Annotated in this window: 21 protein-coding genes; 7 read left to right on the plus strand and 14 right to left on the minus strand. The window is 67.3% G+C overall.

Annotated features, from left to right (window positions below; genetic code table 11):
* Positions 1-20 precede the first annotated feature (20 nt).
* Genes ACIQC9_RS04975 through ACIQC9_RS04985 form a run of 3 tightly spaced genes read right to left on the minus strand, consistent with a single transcriptional unit; the run spans position 21 to position 2,902 of the window.
* Positions 21-1,655, minus strand: coding sequence for a M28 family metallopeptidase (locus ACIQC9_RS04975; RefSeq protein WP_400613022.1), 1,635 nt, complete (start codon positions 1,653-1,655; stop codon positions 21-23).
* 45 nt (positions 1,656-1,700) lie between these two features.
* Complete coding sequence (gene recO / locus ACIQC9_RS04980) at positions 1,701-2,432, minus strand: DNA repair protein RecO (protein ID WP_400613024.1); 732 nt, start codon at positions 2,430-2,432, stop codon at positions 1,701-1,703.
* Complete coding sequence (locus ACIQC9_RS04985; protein ID WP_400613026.1) at positions 2,432-2,902, minus strand: nuclear transport factor 2 family protein; 471 nt, start codon at positions 2,900-2,902, stop codon at positions 2,432-2,434. The genes recO and ACIQC9_RS04985 overlap by 1 nt, the downstream gene beginning before the upstream one ends.
* A 43-nt stretch (positions 2,903-2,945) precedes the next feature.
* On the opposite strand from ACIQC9_RS04985, the gene ACIQC9_RS04990 reads away from it, so the two are divergent.
* Positions 2,946-3,341, plus strand: a complete 396-nt coding sequence (locus ACIQC9_RS04990; protein ID WP_400613028.1) for a VOC family protein — start codon at positions 2,946-2,948, stop codon at positions 3,339-3,341.
* Here ACIQC9_RS04990 and ACIQC9_RS04995 read toward each other — a convergent pair.
* Entirely contained in the window at positions 3,338-3,949 is a 612-nt protein-coding gene (locus ACIQC9_RS04995) for a flavodoxin family protein (protein WP_400613030.1), read from the minus strand. The two genes, ACIQC9_RS04990 and ACIQC9_RS04995, sit on opposite strands and share 4 nt — an antisense overlap.
* Positions 3,950-4,078: 129 nt before the next feature.
* Here ACIQC9_RS04995 and ACIQC9_RS05000 point away from each other — a divergent pair, with 129 nt between their 5' ends.
* Genes ACIQC9_RS05000 through ACIQC9_RS05025 form a run of 6 tightly spaced genes read left to right on the plus strand, consistent with a single transcriptional unit; the run spans position 4,079 to position 7,012 of the window.
* Positions 4,079-4,426, plus strand: a complete 348-nt coding sequence (locus tag ACIQC9_RS05000) for an ArsR/SmtB family transcription factor (protein ID WP_400613032.1) — start codon at positions 4,079-4,081, stop codon at positions 4,424-4,426.
* On the plus strand, positions 4,410-4,913 hold the full coding sequence (locus ACIQC9_RS05005) for an SRPBCC family protein (protein ID WP_400613034.1): 504 nt from the start codon (positions 4,410-4,412) through the stop codon (positions 4,911-4,913). Before ACIQC9_RS05000 ends, ACIQC9_RS05005 begins: the two co-directional genes overlap by 17 nt.
* 26 nt (positions 4,914-4,939) lie before the next feature.
* The gene (locus ACIQC9_RS05010; RefSeq protein WP_400613036.1) at positions 4,940-5,419 is read left to right on the plus strand and encodes an SRPBCC domain-containing protein; all 480 of its coding nucleotides are present in this window, start codon (positions 4,940-4,942) and stop codon (positions 5,417-5,419) included.
* A 29-nt stretch (positions 5,420-5,448) separates the two neighbouring features.
* Positions 5,449-5,889: a VOC family protein gene (locus ACIQC9_RS05015; RefSeq protein ID WP_400613037.1), complete on the plus strand. Its 441-nt coding sequence runs from the start codon at positions 5,449-5,451 to the stop codon at positions 5,887-5,889.
* A 53-nt stretch (positions 5,890-5,942) separates the two neighbouring features.
* A complete protein-coding gene (locus ACIQC9_RS05020) occupies positions 5,943-6,332 on the plus strand; it encodes a DoxX family protein (protein ID WP_400613039.1) in 390 nt (129 codons plus the stop codon).
* Between the two features lie 23 nt (positions 6,333-6,355).
* A complete protein-coding gene (locus tag ACIQC9_RS05025; RefSeq protein WP_400613041.1) occupies positions 6,356-7,012 on the plus strand; it encodes a dihydrofolate reductase family protein in 657 nt (218 codons plus the stop codon).
* On the opposite strand, the gene ACIQC9_RS05030 is transcribed toward ACIQC9_RS05025, so the two are convergent.
* The 10 genes from ACIQC9_RS05030 to rpoZ form a co-directional block, all read right to left on the minus strand.
* On the minus strand, positions 7,009-8,214 hold the full coding sequence (locus tag ACIQC9_RS05030; protein ID WP_400613043.1) for a serine hydrolase domain-containing protein: 1,206 nt from the start codon (positions 8,212-8,214) through the stop codon (positions 7,009-7,011). The genes ACIQC9_RS05025 and ACIQC9_RS05030 overlap by 4 nt on opposite strands.
* Before the next feature lies 1 nt (position 8,215).
* A complete protein-coding gene (gene era, locus ACIQC9_RS05035; protein ID WP_400613045.1) occupies positions 8,216-9,163 on the minus strand; it encodes a GTPase Era in 948 nt (315 codons plus the stop codon).
* 83 nt (positions 9,164-9,246) lie between these two features.
* Positions 9,247-10,947, minus strand: a complete 1,701-nt coding sequence (locus tag ACIQC9_RS05040; RefSeq protein ID WP_400613047.1) for a diguanylate cyclase — start codon at positions 10,945-10,947, stop codon at positions 9,247-9,249.
* Between the two features lie 110 nt (positions 10,948-11,057).
* Positions 11,058-11,774 (minus strand): ribonuclease III, encoded by a 717-nt coding sequence (gene rnc, locus ACIQC9_RS05045; RefSeq protein ID WP_400613049.1) that lies wholly within the window; start codon positions 11,772-11,774, stop codon positions 11,058-11,060.
* Positions 11,774-12,607, minus strand: a complete 834-nt coding sequence (gene lepB, locus ACIQC9_RS05050) for a signal peptidase I (RefSeq protein ID WP_400613051.1) — start codon at positions 12,605-12,607, stop codon at positions 11,774-11,776. Before lepB ends, rnc begins: the two co-directional genes overlap by 1 nt.
* 60 nt (positions 12,608-12,667) lie before the next feature.
* Positions 12,668-13,069 (minus strand): holo-ACP synthase, encoded by a 402-nt coding sequence (gene acpS, locus ACIQC9_RS05055; protein WP_400613053.1) that lies wholly within the window; start codon positions 13,067-13,069, stop codon positions 12,668-12,670.
* The gene (locus ACIQC9_RS05060) at positions 13,066-13,803 is read right to left on the minus strand and encodes a pyridoxine 5'-phosphate synthase (RefSeq protein WP_400613055.1); all 738 of its coding nucleotides are present in this window, start codon (positions 13,801-13,803) and stop codon (positions 13,066-13,068) included. The genes acpS and ACIQC9_RS05060 overlap by 4 nt, the downstream gene beginning before the upstream one ends.
* 11 nt (positions 13,804-13,814) lie before the next feature.
* Positions 13,815-14,399 (minus strand): orotate phosphoribosyltransferase, encoded by a 585-nt coding sequence (pyrE, locus tag ACIQC9_RS05065; protein ID WP_400613057.1) that lies wholly within the window; start codon positions 14,397-14,399, stop codon positions 13,815-13,817.
* A gap of 39 nt (positions 14,400-14,438) precedes the next feature.
* The gene (locus tag ACIQC9_RS05070) at positions 14,439-16,595 is read right to left on the minus strand and encodes a RelA/SpoT family protein (protein WP_400613059.1); all 2,157 of its coding nucleotides are present in this window, start codon (positions 16,593-16,595) and stop codon (positions 14,439-14,441) included.
* A 128-nt stretch (positions 16,596-16,723) separates the two neighbouring features.
* Positions 16,724-17,083 carry a DNA-directed RNA polymerase subunit omega gene (rpoZ, locus tag ACIQC9_RS05075; RefSeq protein ID WP_400613060.1) on the minus strand — a complete coding sequence of 120 codons (360 nt, stop codon included), beginning with the start codon at positions 17,081-17,083 and terminating at the stop codon, positions 16,724-16,726.
* Positions 17,084-17,121 lie beyond the last annotated feature (38 nt).

Genomic DNA, 17,121 nt, shown 5'->3' on the forward strand with positions numbered 1-17,121 from the left:
TGTCGAGCGCCGTCCGCCGCCTATTCCGTGGATGGCGTGGGGGCCTTCTGCGCCCGGGCCGCGAACCGGTCGCCAAAGACGTCGCCCTGATACCACAGCGGGCGCTGGTCATCGTCGGCGATGGCCCGGGCGATGGCGGCATTGACCCGCGCGAACCGCGTCGCGGCCGCCCAGTTGAACGGCATGCTCAGGTCGTCGGACGGACGGTGATAGCCATTGGCGAAGAAGGCGTCCCACTGCGCCTCGCCACCGTTCGCGTAGCCCGTCGCCAGCATCACCGACGGCACGCCCGCCTTGACGAAGGAATAGTGATCCGAACGGGTGAACACGCCCTGCTCCGGCATCGGGTCCGGCGACAGCGTCAGGTTTTCCGTCCGCGCCGCGCGATCCACAAGCGGCCCGAGCGTCGAGTGATCCGAGCCGAAGGCCACGAGATCAGTGAAGTCGTAGGTCAGGATCGGCATGTCCAGATTGACGTTGGCCACGACCTTGTCCGCCGCCACGACCGGATTGCGCGCGATGAAATCGGACCCGATCAGGCCCATTTCCTCGGCGGTCAGCGCGACCACCAGCACCGATCGCCGCGGCGGCGTCGCGGCAAGGCTGCGGGCCGCTTCCAGCATGATCGAGACGCCGCCGGCGTTGTCGAGCGCGCCGTTATTGATCCTGTCCTCGCCCGTCTCGGAGATGCCGAGGTGGTCGAGGTGGGCGCTCAGAAGCACGACCTCGTCCTTCAGCACCGGGTCTGAGCCCTCGATGCGGCCGACCACGTTGGCGGTCAGGACGTCCTCGCGCACGGTAGGGACGTCAAAGGCGGCCGAACCCGCCAGTGCGAACCCCTTGGGTCGCCCGCCCTGCCCGGCCGCTTCGGCCCGGATCTCGGCGTAGGATTTCGGCGCGCCTGCGAACAGGGCTTCACCGGCTTCGGGACCGACCGACGCGCCGACGATCACCCCGGTCGCGTCGACGTGCGGCTTTCCGTCCGCGCCGACCCAGGTCCGGCTCGTCTGCCGCGCCGCGCCCGCGACTGCACGACCGAAGGCGGCGAGCGCCTGATCGCTTTTCGGAAGAGAGATGTAGCCGATCGCTCCGTGCGCCGCCGCCGCGCGACGCTTGCTGTCGCCCAGATAGGCCGCGGGTTCGCCCGTCAGGCCGGTCGGGACGCCTGACAGCACGACCACGATCTTTCCGCGCACGTCGAGGCCGGCGTAGTCGTCCATGCCCAGTTCCGGCGCATCCAGACCGTAGCCCACGAACACCAGCTCTGCGGATTGCGTCACATGGCCGGCGTCCGCGCCCGGCGTCACCGACAGCTGGGTGCCGTGAGTCCATACGACCGGCGCGCCGCCCTGCGGGGTCCACGTCACCGTCGCCCCCTCCGGCGCGATCTTCATCGCCGCCAGCGTCATCGGCTGCAGCCAGGCTCCGTCCGGCCCGCCCGCCGTCAGCCCCATCGCCTCCATCCGCGTGCGAACGTACAGCGCCGCAAGGTCATAGCCGCGCTGGCCCGCCCTGCGCCCCTCGATGGCGTCATCGGCAAGGAAGCTGACATCGGCGCGGATGCGCGCCTCTGCGGCGGCCTCGCCGTCCTGCGCCGCCACAGGCGAGGACAGGACAAGAGCCAGTGCGATAGTCGAGACGGCCAGACGCTTCATGATACTCCCCAGCAAGCTTGACCGAGGGCTAGCACGACCTCGGCCTCAGAGGCGACCCGCCTCGCGCAGCTTGTCCATCATCCAGACCCGCGCGGGCGGCAGCGGCCGATCCAGGGGGTGGAAAACGAACTGCTCAAGGAAGTGGCCGGTCAGGTCCAGTCCCGCGCCCACGTCGCCTTCGCCCAGCCCGGCCTGCGCCCCCAGCATGAACGGCGGCAGTTTCAGCAGCTTGTCGGCATAGGGCTCGCCCGCCGCACGGCTGACGGCCCGGCCGGTGCGCGGACTGACCCAGATCAGGTCGTCGACCGACCCGCTGGCGGCGCAGCGGCTCAAGTCGAGCCCGAAACCGAGATCCTCCAGCAATCCCGCCTCGAACCGCACGAAGACCGCCGGCCACACGTCCGGCAGGGCGAAGGCGCCCATCAGGGCCTCGAACGCCAGAAATGCCCCCGGATGCGGCTCTCGCTCCGGCAATGCCCCCTGGGCCACAGCCGCGGCCGCCGCCAGTCCGGTCAGGGCCAGCGGGTCGTCGAACAGGGCGCTCGGCCCCTCCCCGACCGGCTCCAGCCGGGCGGAGCCCAGATGATCGCTCGTCCGGGCCCGATACTCCGCCACCACCCGGGCGCCCGCCTGCAGAAACGGCTTCATCTTCCGGGACGCGCCACCGGCCACATAGGCGGCGCGACGGCCGTGGTTCTCCGTCAGCAGGTCGACCACCACGCCCGTGTCGCCATGGGCGCGGGCCGACAGCACATAGGCGTCCTCGGCGAAATCCATCAGTCGGCTGAGTCGCCCCGGATTACCTCGACGACAGCGTCCGCCTTGTCATTGGGCACGGCGAGGCTGAGCACATACTGCTCGATCTTCCAGCCGTCGTCGGTCAGCCGCAGCACGCCAGAGCCGCGCGTCTCGCCATAGCTGTCGTTGGTCAGCTTCTCTTCGAACCAGGCAATGCAGCGGCACTCGATCGGCGCGATCGTGATGGTTCGCTCCGTCGCCGGATACGACCAGCCCCTCCCGCGTGAGAAGAAGGGTTCAGCGAAGGCCCGGAACTGCGGGAGCGTCCAGTGCTCGGACGCGTCCGTCCCGACGAAGCGGGCGTCCGGCGTGAACAGGGCGAAATAGGCGGGGCCGTCCGCGGCGGCGGATGCGACATTCAACCGGTCCAGCACCGCGGCCACCTCGGCTTCCGGGTTGGATGCGGGACTTTGGACGGCGAGGATGAGGGCGGCGAGTGGCGCGAGCATGTCGGCGACCCTATCCTAGGTCTCGCACCGAAGGGAGAGCGCCATGCTGACAGTCGCCGGAATCGATCACGTGGTTCTGCGTGTGAAGGACGCGGACGCGGCGATCGCCTTCTACAACGGCGTGCTGGGCTGCCCGGTCGAGAAGCATAACGAGCCGCTGGGCCTGTTTCACCTGCGCGCCGGCGACAGCCTGATCGACCTCGTGACGCTGGACGGCAAGATCGGTCTGGCCGGCGGCGCGGGCCCGGCCGTCGAGGGGCGCAACCTCGACCACGTCTGCCTGCGCCTGAAGGACTACGATCCGGACACGACCATGGCGCACCTGAGAGCGCACGGCGTGGCGTTTGAGGAGCCCGCCAGCCGGTTCGGCGCCGGCGGCGAGGCTATGTCGATCTATCTCAGGGACCCGGACGGCAACGGGATCGAACTGCGGGGCTAGTCGGCGCTCTCGGGGACCGGATAGGTCTCCGGCTTCAGCACCTTCGCCAGCGCCAGCATGTTCCGCGCCGCATTGCGCCCGACGCGGTCCGAGTAGTCGTGGCCCTGATCGGTGTCGGTGTAATCCGGCCCCGGCCCCGGTCCGAGGTGCCAATAGGTCCAGCTCTGCGCCGGAATGGTGAAGCCCATGTCGATCAGGCCCTGCGAGATGGTCGCCACAATGTGATGGGCGCCGTCCTCGTTGCCGGTGATGACGATGCCTGCGACCTTGCCGAAGGCGACAGGACGGCCGCTGTCATCGGTTTCTTCGAACCAGGCATCCATCCGCTCCAGCGCCCGCATGCAGACGCTCGACATCTGACCAAGCCACGTAGGCGTGGCGAGGACGACGATGTCGGCCGCCTTCAGCTTTTCGTCGACGGACGGCCAGTCGTCGCCCTCCCCTTCGTCGCCGGTGACGCCCGGCTTGATGTTCAGATCGACCAGACGAACCAGTTCGGTCTCGGCGCCGCCCTTCTTCAGTTCGGCGATGACGACATCGGCGAGCGCCTCTGTGTTCGACGTACCGGGCGAGGGCTTGAGGGTGCAGTTGAGGATGAGGGCTTTCATGGGTTTCCTTCCGCTTGAAAGTCCAAGTCGCCCGCCCCGACGAGGTTCCGGTTATTTTATTTAACCGAGCGGTTGACAACAGATGTCGACGGGCGCATTTAACCTCTCAGTTAGATACGAAGTCGCCCGATGCAATCCGATCCCCTCTCAGCCCAGTTCGCCGCCCTGGCCGATCCGACCCGTCGGGCCATCCTGGCGCGGCTGACCGAAGGCGAAGCCAGCGTCAACGAACTGGCCGCGCCCTTCGACATGAGCCTGCCGGCCGTGTCGAAGCATCTCAAGGTGCTGGAAAAGGCCGGCCTGATCAGCCGCGGCAAGGAGGCCCAGTGGCGCCCCGCCCGCCTTGAGCCGATGGCCATGAAGGGCATCGCCGAATGGCTCGAACACTACCGCCGCTACTGGGACAAGAGCTTCGATCGCCTGGAAGATTATCTTCGCAACGTTCAGAAAGGAAAAGACGATGGCAAACGAAACTGACAACAACCCGTGCGACACGGACGGCGCCGCCCACACCTTCGATCTGGTTCTGGAACGCGTCCTCGATGCTCCGCCCGAGAAGGTCTTCAAGGCCTATACTGACCCGGCGATCCTATCCCAGTGGTTCGCGCCAAGGCCCTGGTCCATCACCGACGCGATCGTCGAGCCCCGCCCCGGCGGACGCTTCCAGTTCGTCATGCATGGCCCGGACGGCGAGCGCTTCCCCAACACCGGCGTCTTCCTTGAGGTCGTGACGAACCGACGCCTGATCTCCACCGACGCCTTCACGCCGGATTGGAAGCCCTCGGGTCAGCCGTTCATGGTGGCCCGGATCGAGATGGAGCCCACTGGCGACGGCAAGACGAAATACACCGCCACGGCGAGCCACTGGAATGAGGAGACCATGAAGCAGCACGAGCAGATGGGCTTCCACGAAGGCTGGGGTCAGGTCGCCGACCAGCTGGCTGAGCTGCTGAAGACCCTGTGATCTCCCTGCGACCGGATCTGTCCGCCATGACCCTTGTTGAAGACATCGCCGTCCGACCGACGCTGAACATGCAGCGCACGTTCGATGCCCCGCGCGCCCTCGTCTGGCACGCGTGGAGCCGGCCGGAGGTCATGGTGCTGTGGATGGGTCCGGTCGAATGGCCGGCCGTGAGCGTCGTCAGCGACTTCCGTGTCGGCGGCGCCTGGCGCATCTGCCTGAAATCGCCGGAGACCGGCGAGGATTTGTGGCAGGGCGGCGTCTATCGCGAGATTGTCGAGCCAGAACGTCTGGCCTTCACCTTCAAATGGGAAGGCGACGCGCACGAGGACGGCCCGGCCGTCGATACGCTGGTGACCGTCGTCCTGTCCGAGACCGGCGACGGCAGGACCGTCATGGACTTCACCCATGCCGGCCTGAAGAACGAGCGCAGCCTGACCGGTCACAAACACGGCTGGACCAGCACCGCCGACCGTCTGGAAGCCTGGCTCGCCGCCAACCCCGACTGACTTCCGAACCCATCAGAGAGGAGAGGACCATGAAGATCGTGCCAAGCCTGAGTTTCCGTGGCCAGTGCCGCGAGGCGTTCGAGTTCTACGCGAAGGTGCTGGACGGCAAGATCACCGCCGCCATCCCCTATGCCGACGGCCCTCCCGGCATGCCCGTGGGCGAGCAGTACAAGGACTGGCTGATGCATTGCTGGATGGACGTGGGCGACCAGTCCATCATGGGCGCCGACATGGACGTCGACTGGGCGCCCAATATCGACAAGCCCAAGAACGGCTTCGACGTCACCCTGCACACGCCCGACAAGGCCGAGGCCGAGCGCTGGTTCAACGCGCTGGTCGACGGCGGCCGCGCCACCATGCCGTTCGCCGAGACCTTCTGGTCGCCGGGCTACGGCGGTCTGATCGACAGGTTCGGCGTGCCGTGGATGGTCAACACCGTTCCGGCCGAAGGCTGGACGCCCAAGGGCTGACGCTTCCGGGCGGCTTCGGCCGCCCCTCCCTCTCTTTTCATCAGGTATCGACAATGAAAGCCACACCTCTCGTCTGGACGGGGCGGGTGCTCAGCGCCCTGTTCGTCCTGTTCATGCTGTTCGCCTCGGTCATGCCGAAGTTCCTGATGCCCGAGATGGCGAGGGCGGCGTCTCCGGAAGGCGTGCGGGACGCGACCATCCCCCTGATCGGCGCCATCGAACTGGTCGGGACCCTGCTCTACGCCTGGCGGCGCACCGCCCTGCTCGGCGCGGTGACCATGACCGCCGTTCTGGGCGGCGCCATCGCCACCCACATGAACGCCGCCAGTCCCCTGTTCAGCCACATCCTGTTCGGCGTCTATCTGGGCCTGATCATGTGGGGCGGCCTGTGGCTGCGCGATCCGGCCCTTCGCGCGTTGTTGCCCCTGCGCAGAGCCGCCTGAAACCGCTCGGAAGGAGCCCCGTCATGCGTACGCTCAGGACCGCCACCTTCGTCTCGCTGGACGGAGTCATGCAAGCGCCCGGCGGCCCGACCGAGGACCCGCGGGACGGCTTCCGCTTCGGCGGCTGGACCTTCCCCTTCTTCGACGAGACGATCGGCTCGTTGATGCATCAGGCCATGGGCGAGGACTACGACCTGCTTCTCGGCCGCTGCACCTACGAGATCTTCTCCGCCTTCTGGCCGCATCAGGACGACGAGATCGGCCGCACGTTCAACGCCGTGAACAAGTACGTCGCCGCCGGCCCCGACACGCCGCTCGACTGGGCGCACAGTCATCGTCTCGAAGGCGATCTGGCCGAGGCGGTGCGGGCGCTGAAGGCGACCGAGGGCCGGGACCTGCTCATCCAGGGATCGAGTGAGGTCATCCACACCCTGCTGGCCGCCGATCTGATCGACCAGCTGACCGTCCTGACCTTCCCGGTGATCCTCGGCCGGGGCCGTCGGCTGTTCGATGACGGCTCGCATCCGCACCGCTGGACGCTCGAGAGCAGCGAGACCTCCGCTACCGGGGTCATCGTCGCCACATACCGTCGCGCGGGCGAGGTGCCCATCGGTTCATTCGCTGACGATAACCCGAGCGACGCTGAACTGGCCCGCCGTGAGCGCTGGGCGCGCGACTAGCTCTTCAGGCCCGTCGGGAACGGCTTGCCCATCGCCTCGGCCATCGCCTGCTGCACGATCAGGAACACCCGGTCACGCTGGTCGTAGTTGTTGGTCAGCACGATCACCGTAACATGCTCGTCCGGCTGATAGCTGACCAGATTGCGGAACCCCGCCCAGCTGCCGGTATGATAGATTTGAGGCGCGGAGAACTCCGGCACGGCGCCGGTTCCCAGATCGCTGGTGAACAGGCCGAAGCCCCAGCCTCGGGGCCGGGCGCCGGGACGCAGTCCATGATCCGCCGGCGCATGGTCTGCGATCATCTGGCCATAGCTGCGGGGCGACAGCAGCCGCCCGCCGTGCAGCGCCCGCTCCCATCGCAGCATGTCGTCGGCCGTCGAATACAGCGCGCCCGCGCCCGGGATGATCGAGACATTGGCGTTGTTGCGCTCGACCTTCGAAACGCCGCCGCCGTCGTTGTAGCCCTTGACGATGCCGTGCCCCTGCCCGTCGGCGTCGGACCCCGTGTCGTTCATGCCCAGCGGCTCGAAGAAGGTCTCGTTCAGATAGGTTTCGAGCGACAGCCCGCTGACCCGCTCGACCACGGCGGCCAGCAGGTTGAACCCGGCGTTGTTGTAGTCAGCCTTGCTGCCTGGAGGGAAACGCGGCCGGTACAGAATGGTGTCGGCCGTCAGCTCGGCCATCGTCGCGGGCGTGCCCCGACGGATGCCCCAGCCCGGGCGATCCATCAAATCGGGCAGGCCTGAGGTGTGGGACATCAGATGCGACAGCCGGATATCCGCCCAGCCTTCAGGGCAGGGCTGGATCCAGCGACAGACCGGATCGTCGATCGACAGCTTGCCGTCGTCCTGCAGCTTCAGGATCGCGGCCGCGGTGAACTGTTTGCTCAGCGAGGCCAGCCGCAGACGCGAGTTGATCTCCAGCGGCGTGCTCGCCTCGACATCGGCCATGCCATAGGCCTGACGCAGCAGGATTTCGTCACCTTTGGTCACCAGCACCGCGCCCATGAACCGGCCCTGGGCCGTCATGTCGAGCAGGGCCGCTCGAAGTTGCGGCAGGGCGGTCGGGTCCTCGCGAAGCGGCGCTTCCTGTTCCTGCGCCACCTCGTGCGCCCGGCCGGCCACGAACCAGCCGGCGGCGGAGAAGGTCGCCATCAGGGTGACCGCGGCGCCCAGCGCCATCGCAAGTCTGGGTCGTTGCATCCTAGACGTCGTAATCCAGTCCGAACTGGGCGTAGAGGGCCTTGGAGTCCTGCCACTTGGGATCGACCTTGACCGTAAGGAACAGGTGAACCTTGCGGTCCAGCAGCTCGGTCAGCTCCTCACGCGATTTCTGGCCGATCCATTTCAGCGTCTGGCCACCCTTGCCCAGCACGATCGGTCGCTGGCTCTCGCGCTCGACATAGATGGTCTGCTCGATCCGCGCCGCGCCGTCGGGCATGTCGGTGAAGGCCGTCGTCTCAACCGCCGCAGAATACGGCAACTCCTCGTGGACGCGCAGGTAGACCTTCTCACGCGTGATCTCGGCCGCCAGCACCCGCATCGGCACATCGGCCGACTGATCCTCCGGATAGAGCCATGGCCCCTCCGGCATAGCCGCGGCCAGACGTTGACCGAGGTCGTCCACCCCGTCGCCGCTCAAGGCCGAGATCATATAGACCTCGTTGTAGACGCCGCTGTCAAACAGCCGTTGGGACAGGGCCAGCAGGGTATCGCGACGCATGCCGTCGATCTTGTTGAGGGCCAGAATGACCTTCTTCTCCGCCGCTTTCAGGCTGGCGATGATGGTCTCGGTGTCCTCGGCGGAGCGGCGGTCCGCCGGCGTGCCGTCGCGACCCTCGGCGGCGATATGGGACGCCGCGTCGATCAGGTGAACCACCACATCGGCGTCGTCCGCCCCGCCCCAGGCCGAGGCGACCATCGCCCGGTCAAGTCGGCGGCGCGGGGTGAAGATGCCTGGGGTGTCGACCAGCACGATCTGCGCATCGCCATAGATAGCGATGCCCCGAACCGGAAACCGGGTCGTCTGGACCTTCTGGGTGACGATCGAGACCTTGGTCCCGGTCAGGCGATTGACCAGCGTGGACTTGCCGGCGTTGGGCGCGCCGATGATCGCGGCGAAGCCTGCGCGCTGGTTGGAGGTCTCGGTCAAGGGTCGCCTTCGGTCTGGATCGCGCGGACGATCCGCGGTCGCCGCGTGGTGGCCCCAAGCCCGTCCCGGGTCAAGTGCCGGCGCTACGCGGCGACCACTTGCGTCTGGACGGGACGCGCCGCCCGCCGCCCTGCCCGCGCCTTCTGCAGGGGCGCGCAGACCACGCGATTTCGACCTCCGCCCTTGGCCTCGTAGAGGGCTGCATCCGACGCGCCGAGCAGATCCTTCATCGCGCCCGAGGTAGACGGTATGGCCGCCACCCCGATCGAGGCTGACACCTGCGCGCCTCCCGGCTCGGTCAGGGCCGCGATGCTGGCGCGAATACCCTCGGCCTTGGCCGCCGCGTCCTCGAGCCCGCAGTTGGGCATGACGACCATCAACTCCTCGCCGCCATAGCGACAGGCCACGTCGCTGTCGCGCAGCTGCGCCGTGATCGCCGCCGCCGCATCGCGCAGGACGCTGTCGCCCTTGGCGTGGCCGTATTGGTCGTTCAGCCGCTTGAAGTGATCCAGATCGATCATCATCACCGCGACTTCCTGTCGCTCGCGCTCGGCCAGACGGACCACCCGCTCCAGCGTGTCCTCCATGTAGCGGCGATTGTAGAGGCCGGTGAGCGGGTCGCGAAGGGCCTGACTGCGCAGACGGTCCCGCAAGGCGAGGTTGGCCAAGGCCAGCGACATCGCATCCGCCAGCGCCGTCGCCAGTTGTGTCACCTCGGCCAGCCGGGCCTCGGCGTCCGGTCCTTCGGCATGGACCTGAAGCAGGCCCAGGATTTCGCCCCGCGCCGCCATCGGGATCTCCAGCGTCGAGCCCTTGCACAGGGCGTGGTCGCAGCACAGCCGGTCGGCGCCCGGATGATTCACATGTGACTTGCCGCGCTTCAGCGCCCAGCAGTCGTCGATGGTGATCGCGTCGACCAGCGCCGCCTCTTCAGACCCCCACGCCGTCGACAGCACCAGCCGGTCGCGCGAGTTGTTGAAGACGTAAAGCGCCCCGCCGAAATCCGGGATCAGCTCGGCCGCGGTCGAGCGCAACACGGCGTTGGCGTCGTTCTGGTCCGAGGCGCTTTGCAGGGTGTCGGTCATCTCGAACAGACGCATGACCTGTTCGCGGGAGGTCGTTGCGGCGACAATAGCCCTGGTCTTGGCCGCGGCTTCCCGCGACCCGCGCCGCGAGGCGACGACGAAGGCGCCGATACAGGCCGCGCCCGTGATGATCTGAAGCGTCATCACCAGAATGATGGCGAAGTCGATCCGGTGCTGCAGATTGGAATAGTCGGCATCCAGTTGTTCCAGCCGCGTGACCTGTGTCTGGACCAACCGGGTCATCAGGGGCTGGGCCTGTCGTTCGACATAGGTCTGGCGAGCCGCCGCCGTGTCGCCGAAGCTGGTCTGCGCGATCATCGCCGCCCAGGTCGTCTTCAGCGACCGCACCATCTCCATCGCCGGAACGGCTCGCCCATCCATCTGCACCGTCGCCGGGAAGTGGCCGGCCGGATGGGTGTCCAGCTTGTTCAGGGCCTGCGCATAGGCCAGCAGACTGGCCTGCTCGTCCGAGTGGATCACGGCGTTCAGAACGGCGGTGTCGGTCTCCATCAGCGCCTGCCGCGCCTTTCGCATTTCGCGCGAGGTCTCGCGCACAGCCTCGAGCTGCTGCTGCTGATGGGCGATATAGGCGAAGCCGCCGATGACGCTCGCGATCATCAGGGCGATGACGACGATGGTTACCGAGGTCCAGTTGGTCTTGCGACGACGAGGAGCAGCTTCAGTCAGGATCTGGAACATGCCGGGGAGGCCTTGTCATTGAACGCGCAGGCTTCCGCCCACGGTCCCTTATGACCGCTACCCGCCTGAGATTTGGTGAAATGACGTGGTGAACCGGGGGTAAGCGCGGTTCAGAGTGCGCCTTCGCGGGTCAGCAGCGCTGTCGCCGCCGCCTTCTCCGCATCCTGCCGCGACCGTCCCCTGCCCTGCATCGGGGCCAGTCCGGCAACCTCGGTCTCGACGGTGAAGGTCGGCGCGTGATCCGAGCCCGTCCTCTCAACCACGCGATAGGTCGGAAGGGGTTTGCCCTGCTTCAGCGCCCATTCCTGCAACGCCGATTTGGGATTGGTCAGGGTCCTGCGCGGCGCCGCAGTCAACTCCGCCGCCCAGACCCGGTCGAACACCGCGCGGGCCGCGTCGATGCCGCCATCCAGCCAGACCGCGGCCAGCAGCGCCTCCATCGCGTCGCCCAGCACGCCTTCGCGACGCCGACCGCCCTGCTTCGCTTCGCCCGGCGACAGACGCATGGCCGGCCCTACGCCGATCGCATCGGCGACGCGGGCGCAGGCCGCCTTGTCGACCAGCCCATGCAGCCGCGCCGACATCTCGCCCTCGTCCGCATCCGGGAAATCTCGAACCAGCGTGTCTGCGACCAGCAGCCCCAGCACCCGGTCGCCCAGAAACTCGAAACGCTGGTTGTCGACGAACGGGCGCCCACGCGGGTCGCGCTCCGCCCCCTCTCCCACGCTGGCGTGCGTCAGGGCGATCTCGAGCAATGAGGGATCGCGGAAGGCGTGGCCCAGCCTGTCCTTCAGCGCCGCGACCGCTTCGGCCCGACGGTCCGTCATCAGTTCAGGACGTTGAAGAACCGGCTCAGACGCAGGTTGGCGAACCACGTCACCGGGTTCCACAGCGACGCGCCGGGCGTCCACGAGAACATGATGATCCGCGCCTTGCCGATCAGGTTCTCTTCCGGCACCAGGCCGACGCCGCCCTGCATCGGGTCGAACCGGCTGTCCAGCGAGTTGTCGCGGTTGTCGCCGATCATGAAGTAGAAGCCTTCGGGCACCTCGAACGCCTGGGTGTCATCGGCGTTATTGCCCGGACCGAAGTCCTGGATGCGGAAGGTCCGGTCGCTGTTCGGCAGGGTCTCGCTCAGCTGAATCACCGACGAGAACAGGTTGCCCAGTTCCGCCCGCGACAGCTCGATGTCCTTCGCCGGCGCGCCGTTCAGGTACAGCACGTTGTTGATCATCTGGATCCGGTCGCCCGGCAGGCCGATCAGGCGCTTGATGTAGTCGGTCTTGTTGTCGCTCGGCAGCTTGAAAACGACGATGTCGCCGCGCTTGGGCTTCTTGTCGAACAGGCGGCCCTCGAAGATCGGCGGGCTGAACGGAATCGAGTGTTTCGAATAGCCGTAGTCCCACTTGGACACGACGATGTAGTCGCCCTCATACAGGTTCGGCTCCATCGAGGCCGACGGGATGGTGAAGGGCTGGAAGAACAGGACGCGCAGGACCAGCGCGATCAGAAGCGCGAAGACAATCGTCTTCAGGATCTCGAACGTCTCGTTGGCGGCGCCGCCCTTGTCCTTGCCCGTCTTGCGGGGCTTGTCCGTCGCATAGACGGCTCCGGACTCGACAGCGGGCGCTTCGGAAGTCGGCTTGGTCTCGTCGCTCATCTAGTCAGGCGTCCCGGCGCGCGCGGCGCTCTTCGAAAGTCGGCCAGCGGTATAGCGTCATCACGGCGTCGGCAAGGCTTCGATCACGACGAAGGCCAGCGCGTAAGGGTGCTCGTCGCTGAGCGTCAGATGGATGCGCGGCTCATGTCCCGGCGGCGTCAGGCGCGCCAGATGCTCTGCGGCGTGGCCCGTCAGCTTCATCGTCGGCTGGCCTGACGGCAGGTTGGCCACCCCCATGTCGCGCCAGTAGACATCCGCCCGCATCCCGGTGCCCAGCGCCTTGGCGCAGGCCTCCTTGGCCGCGAACCGCTTGGCGTAGCTCCATGAAGCGTCAGGCTTGCGGTCCGACCGGGCTCGCTCCAGCTCGGTGAAGCAGCGATTTTTAAACCGGTCGCCAAAGCGATCCAGCGACGCCTGGATGCGCCGGATGTCGCACAGGTCCGCACCCACCCCGACGATCACGAGACAGCATCCATCGCAGCCCGCATGCGATGGATCGCCGCCGTCAGCCCGACGAACACCGCCTCCCCGATCAGGAAGTGGCCGATGTTCAGCTCGCGCACTTCCGGAATGGCAAGCATCTCCGCCGCGGTGACGTAGTCCAGTCCGTGGCCGGCATGGACCTCAAGCCCCAGATCGGCAGCGCGCGTCGCCGCCGCCTGCAGCCGCCTGAGTTCGACGAGCCGCTCATCGCCGGACAGATGGCAATACCGGCCGGTGTGAAACTCTACCACCTGCGCGCCCACGGCGTGCGCCGCGTCCACCTGTTCGACGGCCGGTTCGATGAATAGCGACACCCGGATGCCGGCGTCGGCCAGAGCGAGGGCCACCGGCGCGATCCGCGCCTCATGCCCGGCCACGGCCAGTCCGCCCTCCGTCGTCACCTCTTCCCGGCGTTCCGGCACCAGACAGGCCGCGTGCGGGCGGTGCCGCAGGGCGATGGCCAGCATTTCGTCGGTGACCGCCATTTCCAGGTTCAGCGGCTTGCCGGCCTCGGCGCACAACTCGCTCAGCGCCGCGATATCCGGATCGGTGATGTGGCGGCGATCTTCCCGCAGGTGCGCCGTGATGCCGTCAGCCCCCGCCGCCAGCGCTTCCTGTGCCGCACGAACCGGATCGGGATGCACCCCGCCCCGCGCATTCCGTACGGTCGCCACATGGTCGATGTTGACGCCAAGCCGGACGTGTCCCGCCACTTCGCGCGCTCCTACTTCGACAACCGCCGGCTGCCGGGATCCTCGACCGGCAGGGCCGCCAGATCGGCCGGCAGGGCGTCGGCGGTGTAAGCCGGCACATCCAGCGTCGCCAGCGCGACCAGCGGTACGCCGACATCCGCCCGTCCGCCCGAGCGATCCACGATACAGGCCGCCGCAACGACGTCTCCGCCCGCCGCCTTGATGGCCGCGATGCATTCGCGCGAGCTCAGGCCCGTAGTGACGATGTCCTCGACCATCACCACCTTCTGGCCGGGCTCGACGTGGAAGCCACGCCGCAGCTTGAACTCGCCGCCTTCGCGCTCGACGTACATGGACGGCACGCCGAGCCAGCGCGCGGTCTCGTAGCCGGGGATAATCCCTCCGACAGCCGGTGAAATGGCGACATCGACCTTGCCGACCGCATCCACGATCTTCACCGCCAGCGCCTTGCACAGGCGCGCACAGCGTTCCGCGTCCATGAACACCAGGTTCTTTTGCAGGAACACAGGGCTGTGCAGCCCTGACGACAGCACGAAGTGGCCTTCGCGCAGGGCGCCCGCGGCGCGGAATTCGTTGAGAACGTCTTCGGAGGTCATGCAGGCCTCATAGCGAGCGTCGCCGTGGGCGCAAAGGCCTTACCCCCGCGACCGCTCGACCGTGTCCACGGATGGATTGGCTCGCAGCGCCGCCATGATCATCGTGGCGTGCCGGGCGTCCTCGACTTCGACGTCGATGTCGACGTCGAAGAAGTCCTGCTGGCGGTGGGTCATGGCCAGATTGATGATGTTGCCGCCGGCCTCGCCGATGATCGTCGTCACCTGCCCCAGCACCCCGGGCGCGTTCTTGATCGTCGCGCGCAGCCGCGCCGCCGCCACCGCGCCCCGCTCGGCCTGCGGCGTCCACTGCAGGTCCTGCCAGACAGAGTCGTCGTCCGCGAACTCGGCCAGACGCTGGCAGTCGATGGTGTGCACCGTCAGCCCCGACTCAGGCTCCAGGATGCCGACGATGCGGTCGCCGGGCACCGGGCTGCAGCAGTGGCCGAAGTGAACGCTGACGCCGGGCGTCAAGCCTCCGCCGCGCACGAACAGCCGCCCCTGATCGTCGCCGATACGCTTGCGCTCCGGTCCGGCCTTCAGCCGCCCCTTCAGCGCCGGGAACAGCGTTTCTCCGACCTTCGCGGCCGACAGCCGGCCCCGGCCGATCGCCTCGTAAAGATCTTCGTCGTTGGCGAAGCCCAGCGTTTCCAGCACCGGCTTCAGCGTAACCTCGGCCGGCGACTTGCCCGCCCGCTCCAGCGTCTGCTCCAGCGTGGCGCGGCCCAGCTTGAGGAACTCGCCCCTCTCGGTCGTGCGGATGTGACGGCGGATCGCCGACCGCGCCCGGCCGGTAACGGTCAGGGACCGCCAGTCGACGGGGATCTCCCGCTTCGATCCCCGGATGATCTCGACCACATCTCCGTTCTGAAGTTGGGTCCGTAGAGGCTTGAGTTCACCGTTGATTTTGACGCCAACCGCCGTATCGCCCACCTCGGTATGCACCGCGTAGGCGAAGTCCAGCGGCATGCCGCCCCGCGGCAGGGTGATCAGCGCGCCCTTCGGCGTGAAGACGAACACCTGTTCGAGGTACATCTCCAGCTTGGCGTGCTCGACCCAGTCGTCGCCGCCCTCGCCGTGCTCGATCACCTGCACGAGGTGGCGCAGGTTCTGCAGCGGATCACGGTTGCCGTCCCGCGCCATGGCCTCCTCGTCGAGGCCGTAGGACTTGTTCTTGTAGGCCCAGTGCGCCGCCACCCCGTCCTCGGCCACCCGATCCATGGCCTCGGTGCGGATCTGCATCTCGATCCGAAGCCCGGACGGGCCGACAACAGTCGTGTGCAAGCTTCTGTAGTTGTTCGACTTCGGCGTCGAGATGAAGTCCTTGAACCGCTCCGGCACCATGGGCCAGGCCCGGTGGATCACGCCCAGCGCGCGGTAGCAGTCGTCCTCAGCCTCGACGATCACCCGGAAGCCATAGATATCCGACAGCGACGAGAAGCCGACCGACTTGCGCTGCAGCTTGCGCCAGATCGAGTACGGCGTCTTTTGCCGCCCCATGACGTGGGCCTTGACCCCCGCCTCGGCCAGCACCCGCTCGACCTCTCGCGACACGCCCTCGATGGCCCGCCCGTGCTCCAGCTTCAGCGCCTCCAGCCGACGCTCGATGGCCGTGCGCGCCGTCGGGTTCAGATGCTCGAACGCCAGTTCTTCCAGTTCGGACGCGATCGAATGGATGCCGATCGACCGGCCCAGCGGCGCATAGACTTCCAGCGTCTCGCGGCTGATCCGCTCGCGCTTCTCCGGCTTGACGTATTTCAGCGTCCGCATGTTGTGCAGACGGTCCGCCAGCTTCACCAACAGGACGCGCACGTCCTTGGAGATGGCCAGGATGAACTTGCGCAGGTTCTCGGCCTGCCGCGTGTGCTCGGCCTGCAGTTCCAGCCGCGACAGCTTTGTCACGCCCTCGACCAGCACGGCGATCTCTTCGCCGAACATGCCGGCGATATCGTCGCGGGTGGCCGAGGTATCCTCGACCACGTCGTGAAGCAGGGCCGTCACGATGGTCGCCGTGTCCAGCCGGTAGTCGGTCAGGATGCCCGCCACCTGGATCGGGTGGGCGAAATAGGGGTCGCCCGATGCTCGCAGCTGCGAGCCGTGCATCTTCATCGCGTAGACATAGGCCCGGTTCAGCAGGGCCTCGTCGGCGGTCGGATCATAGGCGCGGACCGCCTCGACCAGCTCGAATTGACGAAGCACCCGGGCTTTCGCCTCGGGTGCTTCCTTCACGGGCGGCGAACCGCCCGGGTCGTTCAGATTGGCAGCCTTTGGAACCGGCGCGGACTGCCGCGCCGGCAGGATGGTGATACCGTTGGCGGGTTCGGCCGTCAGTACCGGTCCTCCTGCCCGCCGTCGCGGTCGCTCTGCATCGCGCGCATCAACTCGGCCTCGGCCATATTCATGTGCTGCGGCTCCGCCAGCAGGGCGACGACTTCCGCCTCATCCTCGGCCTCGGTGCGCTCGTCGACGCGCTGCAGGGTGACGACGATCGCCTCTTCCAGCTCGGCCGGCACGACGGTGTCGTCCGCCAGTTCACGCAGGGCGACGACGGGGTTCTTGTCGTTGTCGCGGTCGATCGTCAGCGCGGCGCCATTGGCGATGCTGCGGGCGCGGTGACCGGCCAGCAGAACCAGACCAAAGCGGTTGGGCACCTTCTCGATGCAGTCTTCGACAGTGACGCGAGCCATGACAATCCTGAAATTTGGGCCTCGGGCGACGAGGGCGA

The organism is Brevundimonas sp. NPDC092305 (assembly GCF_044755415.1).
Taxonomy (GTDB): domain Bacteria; phylum Pseudomonadota; class Alphaproteobacteria; order Caulobacterales; family Caulobacteraceae; genus Brevundimonas.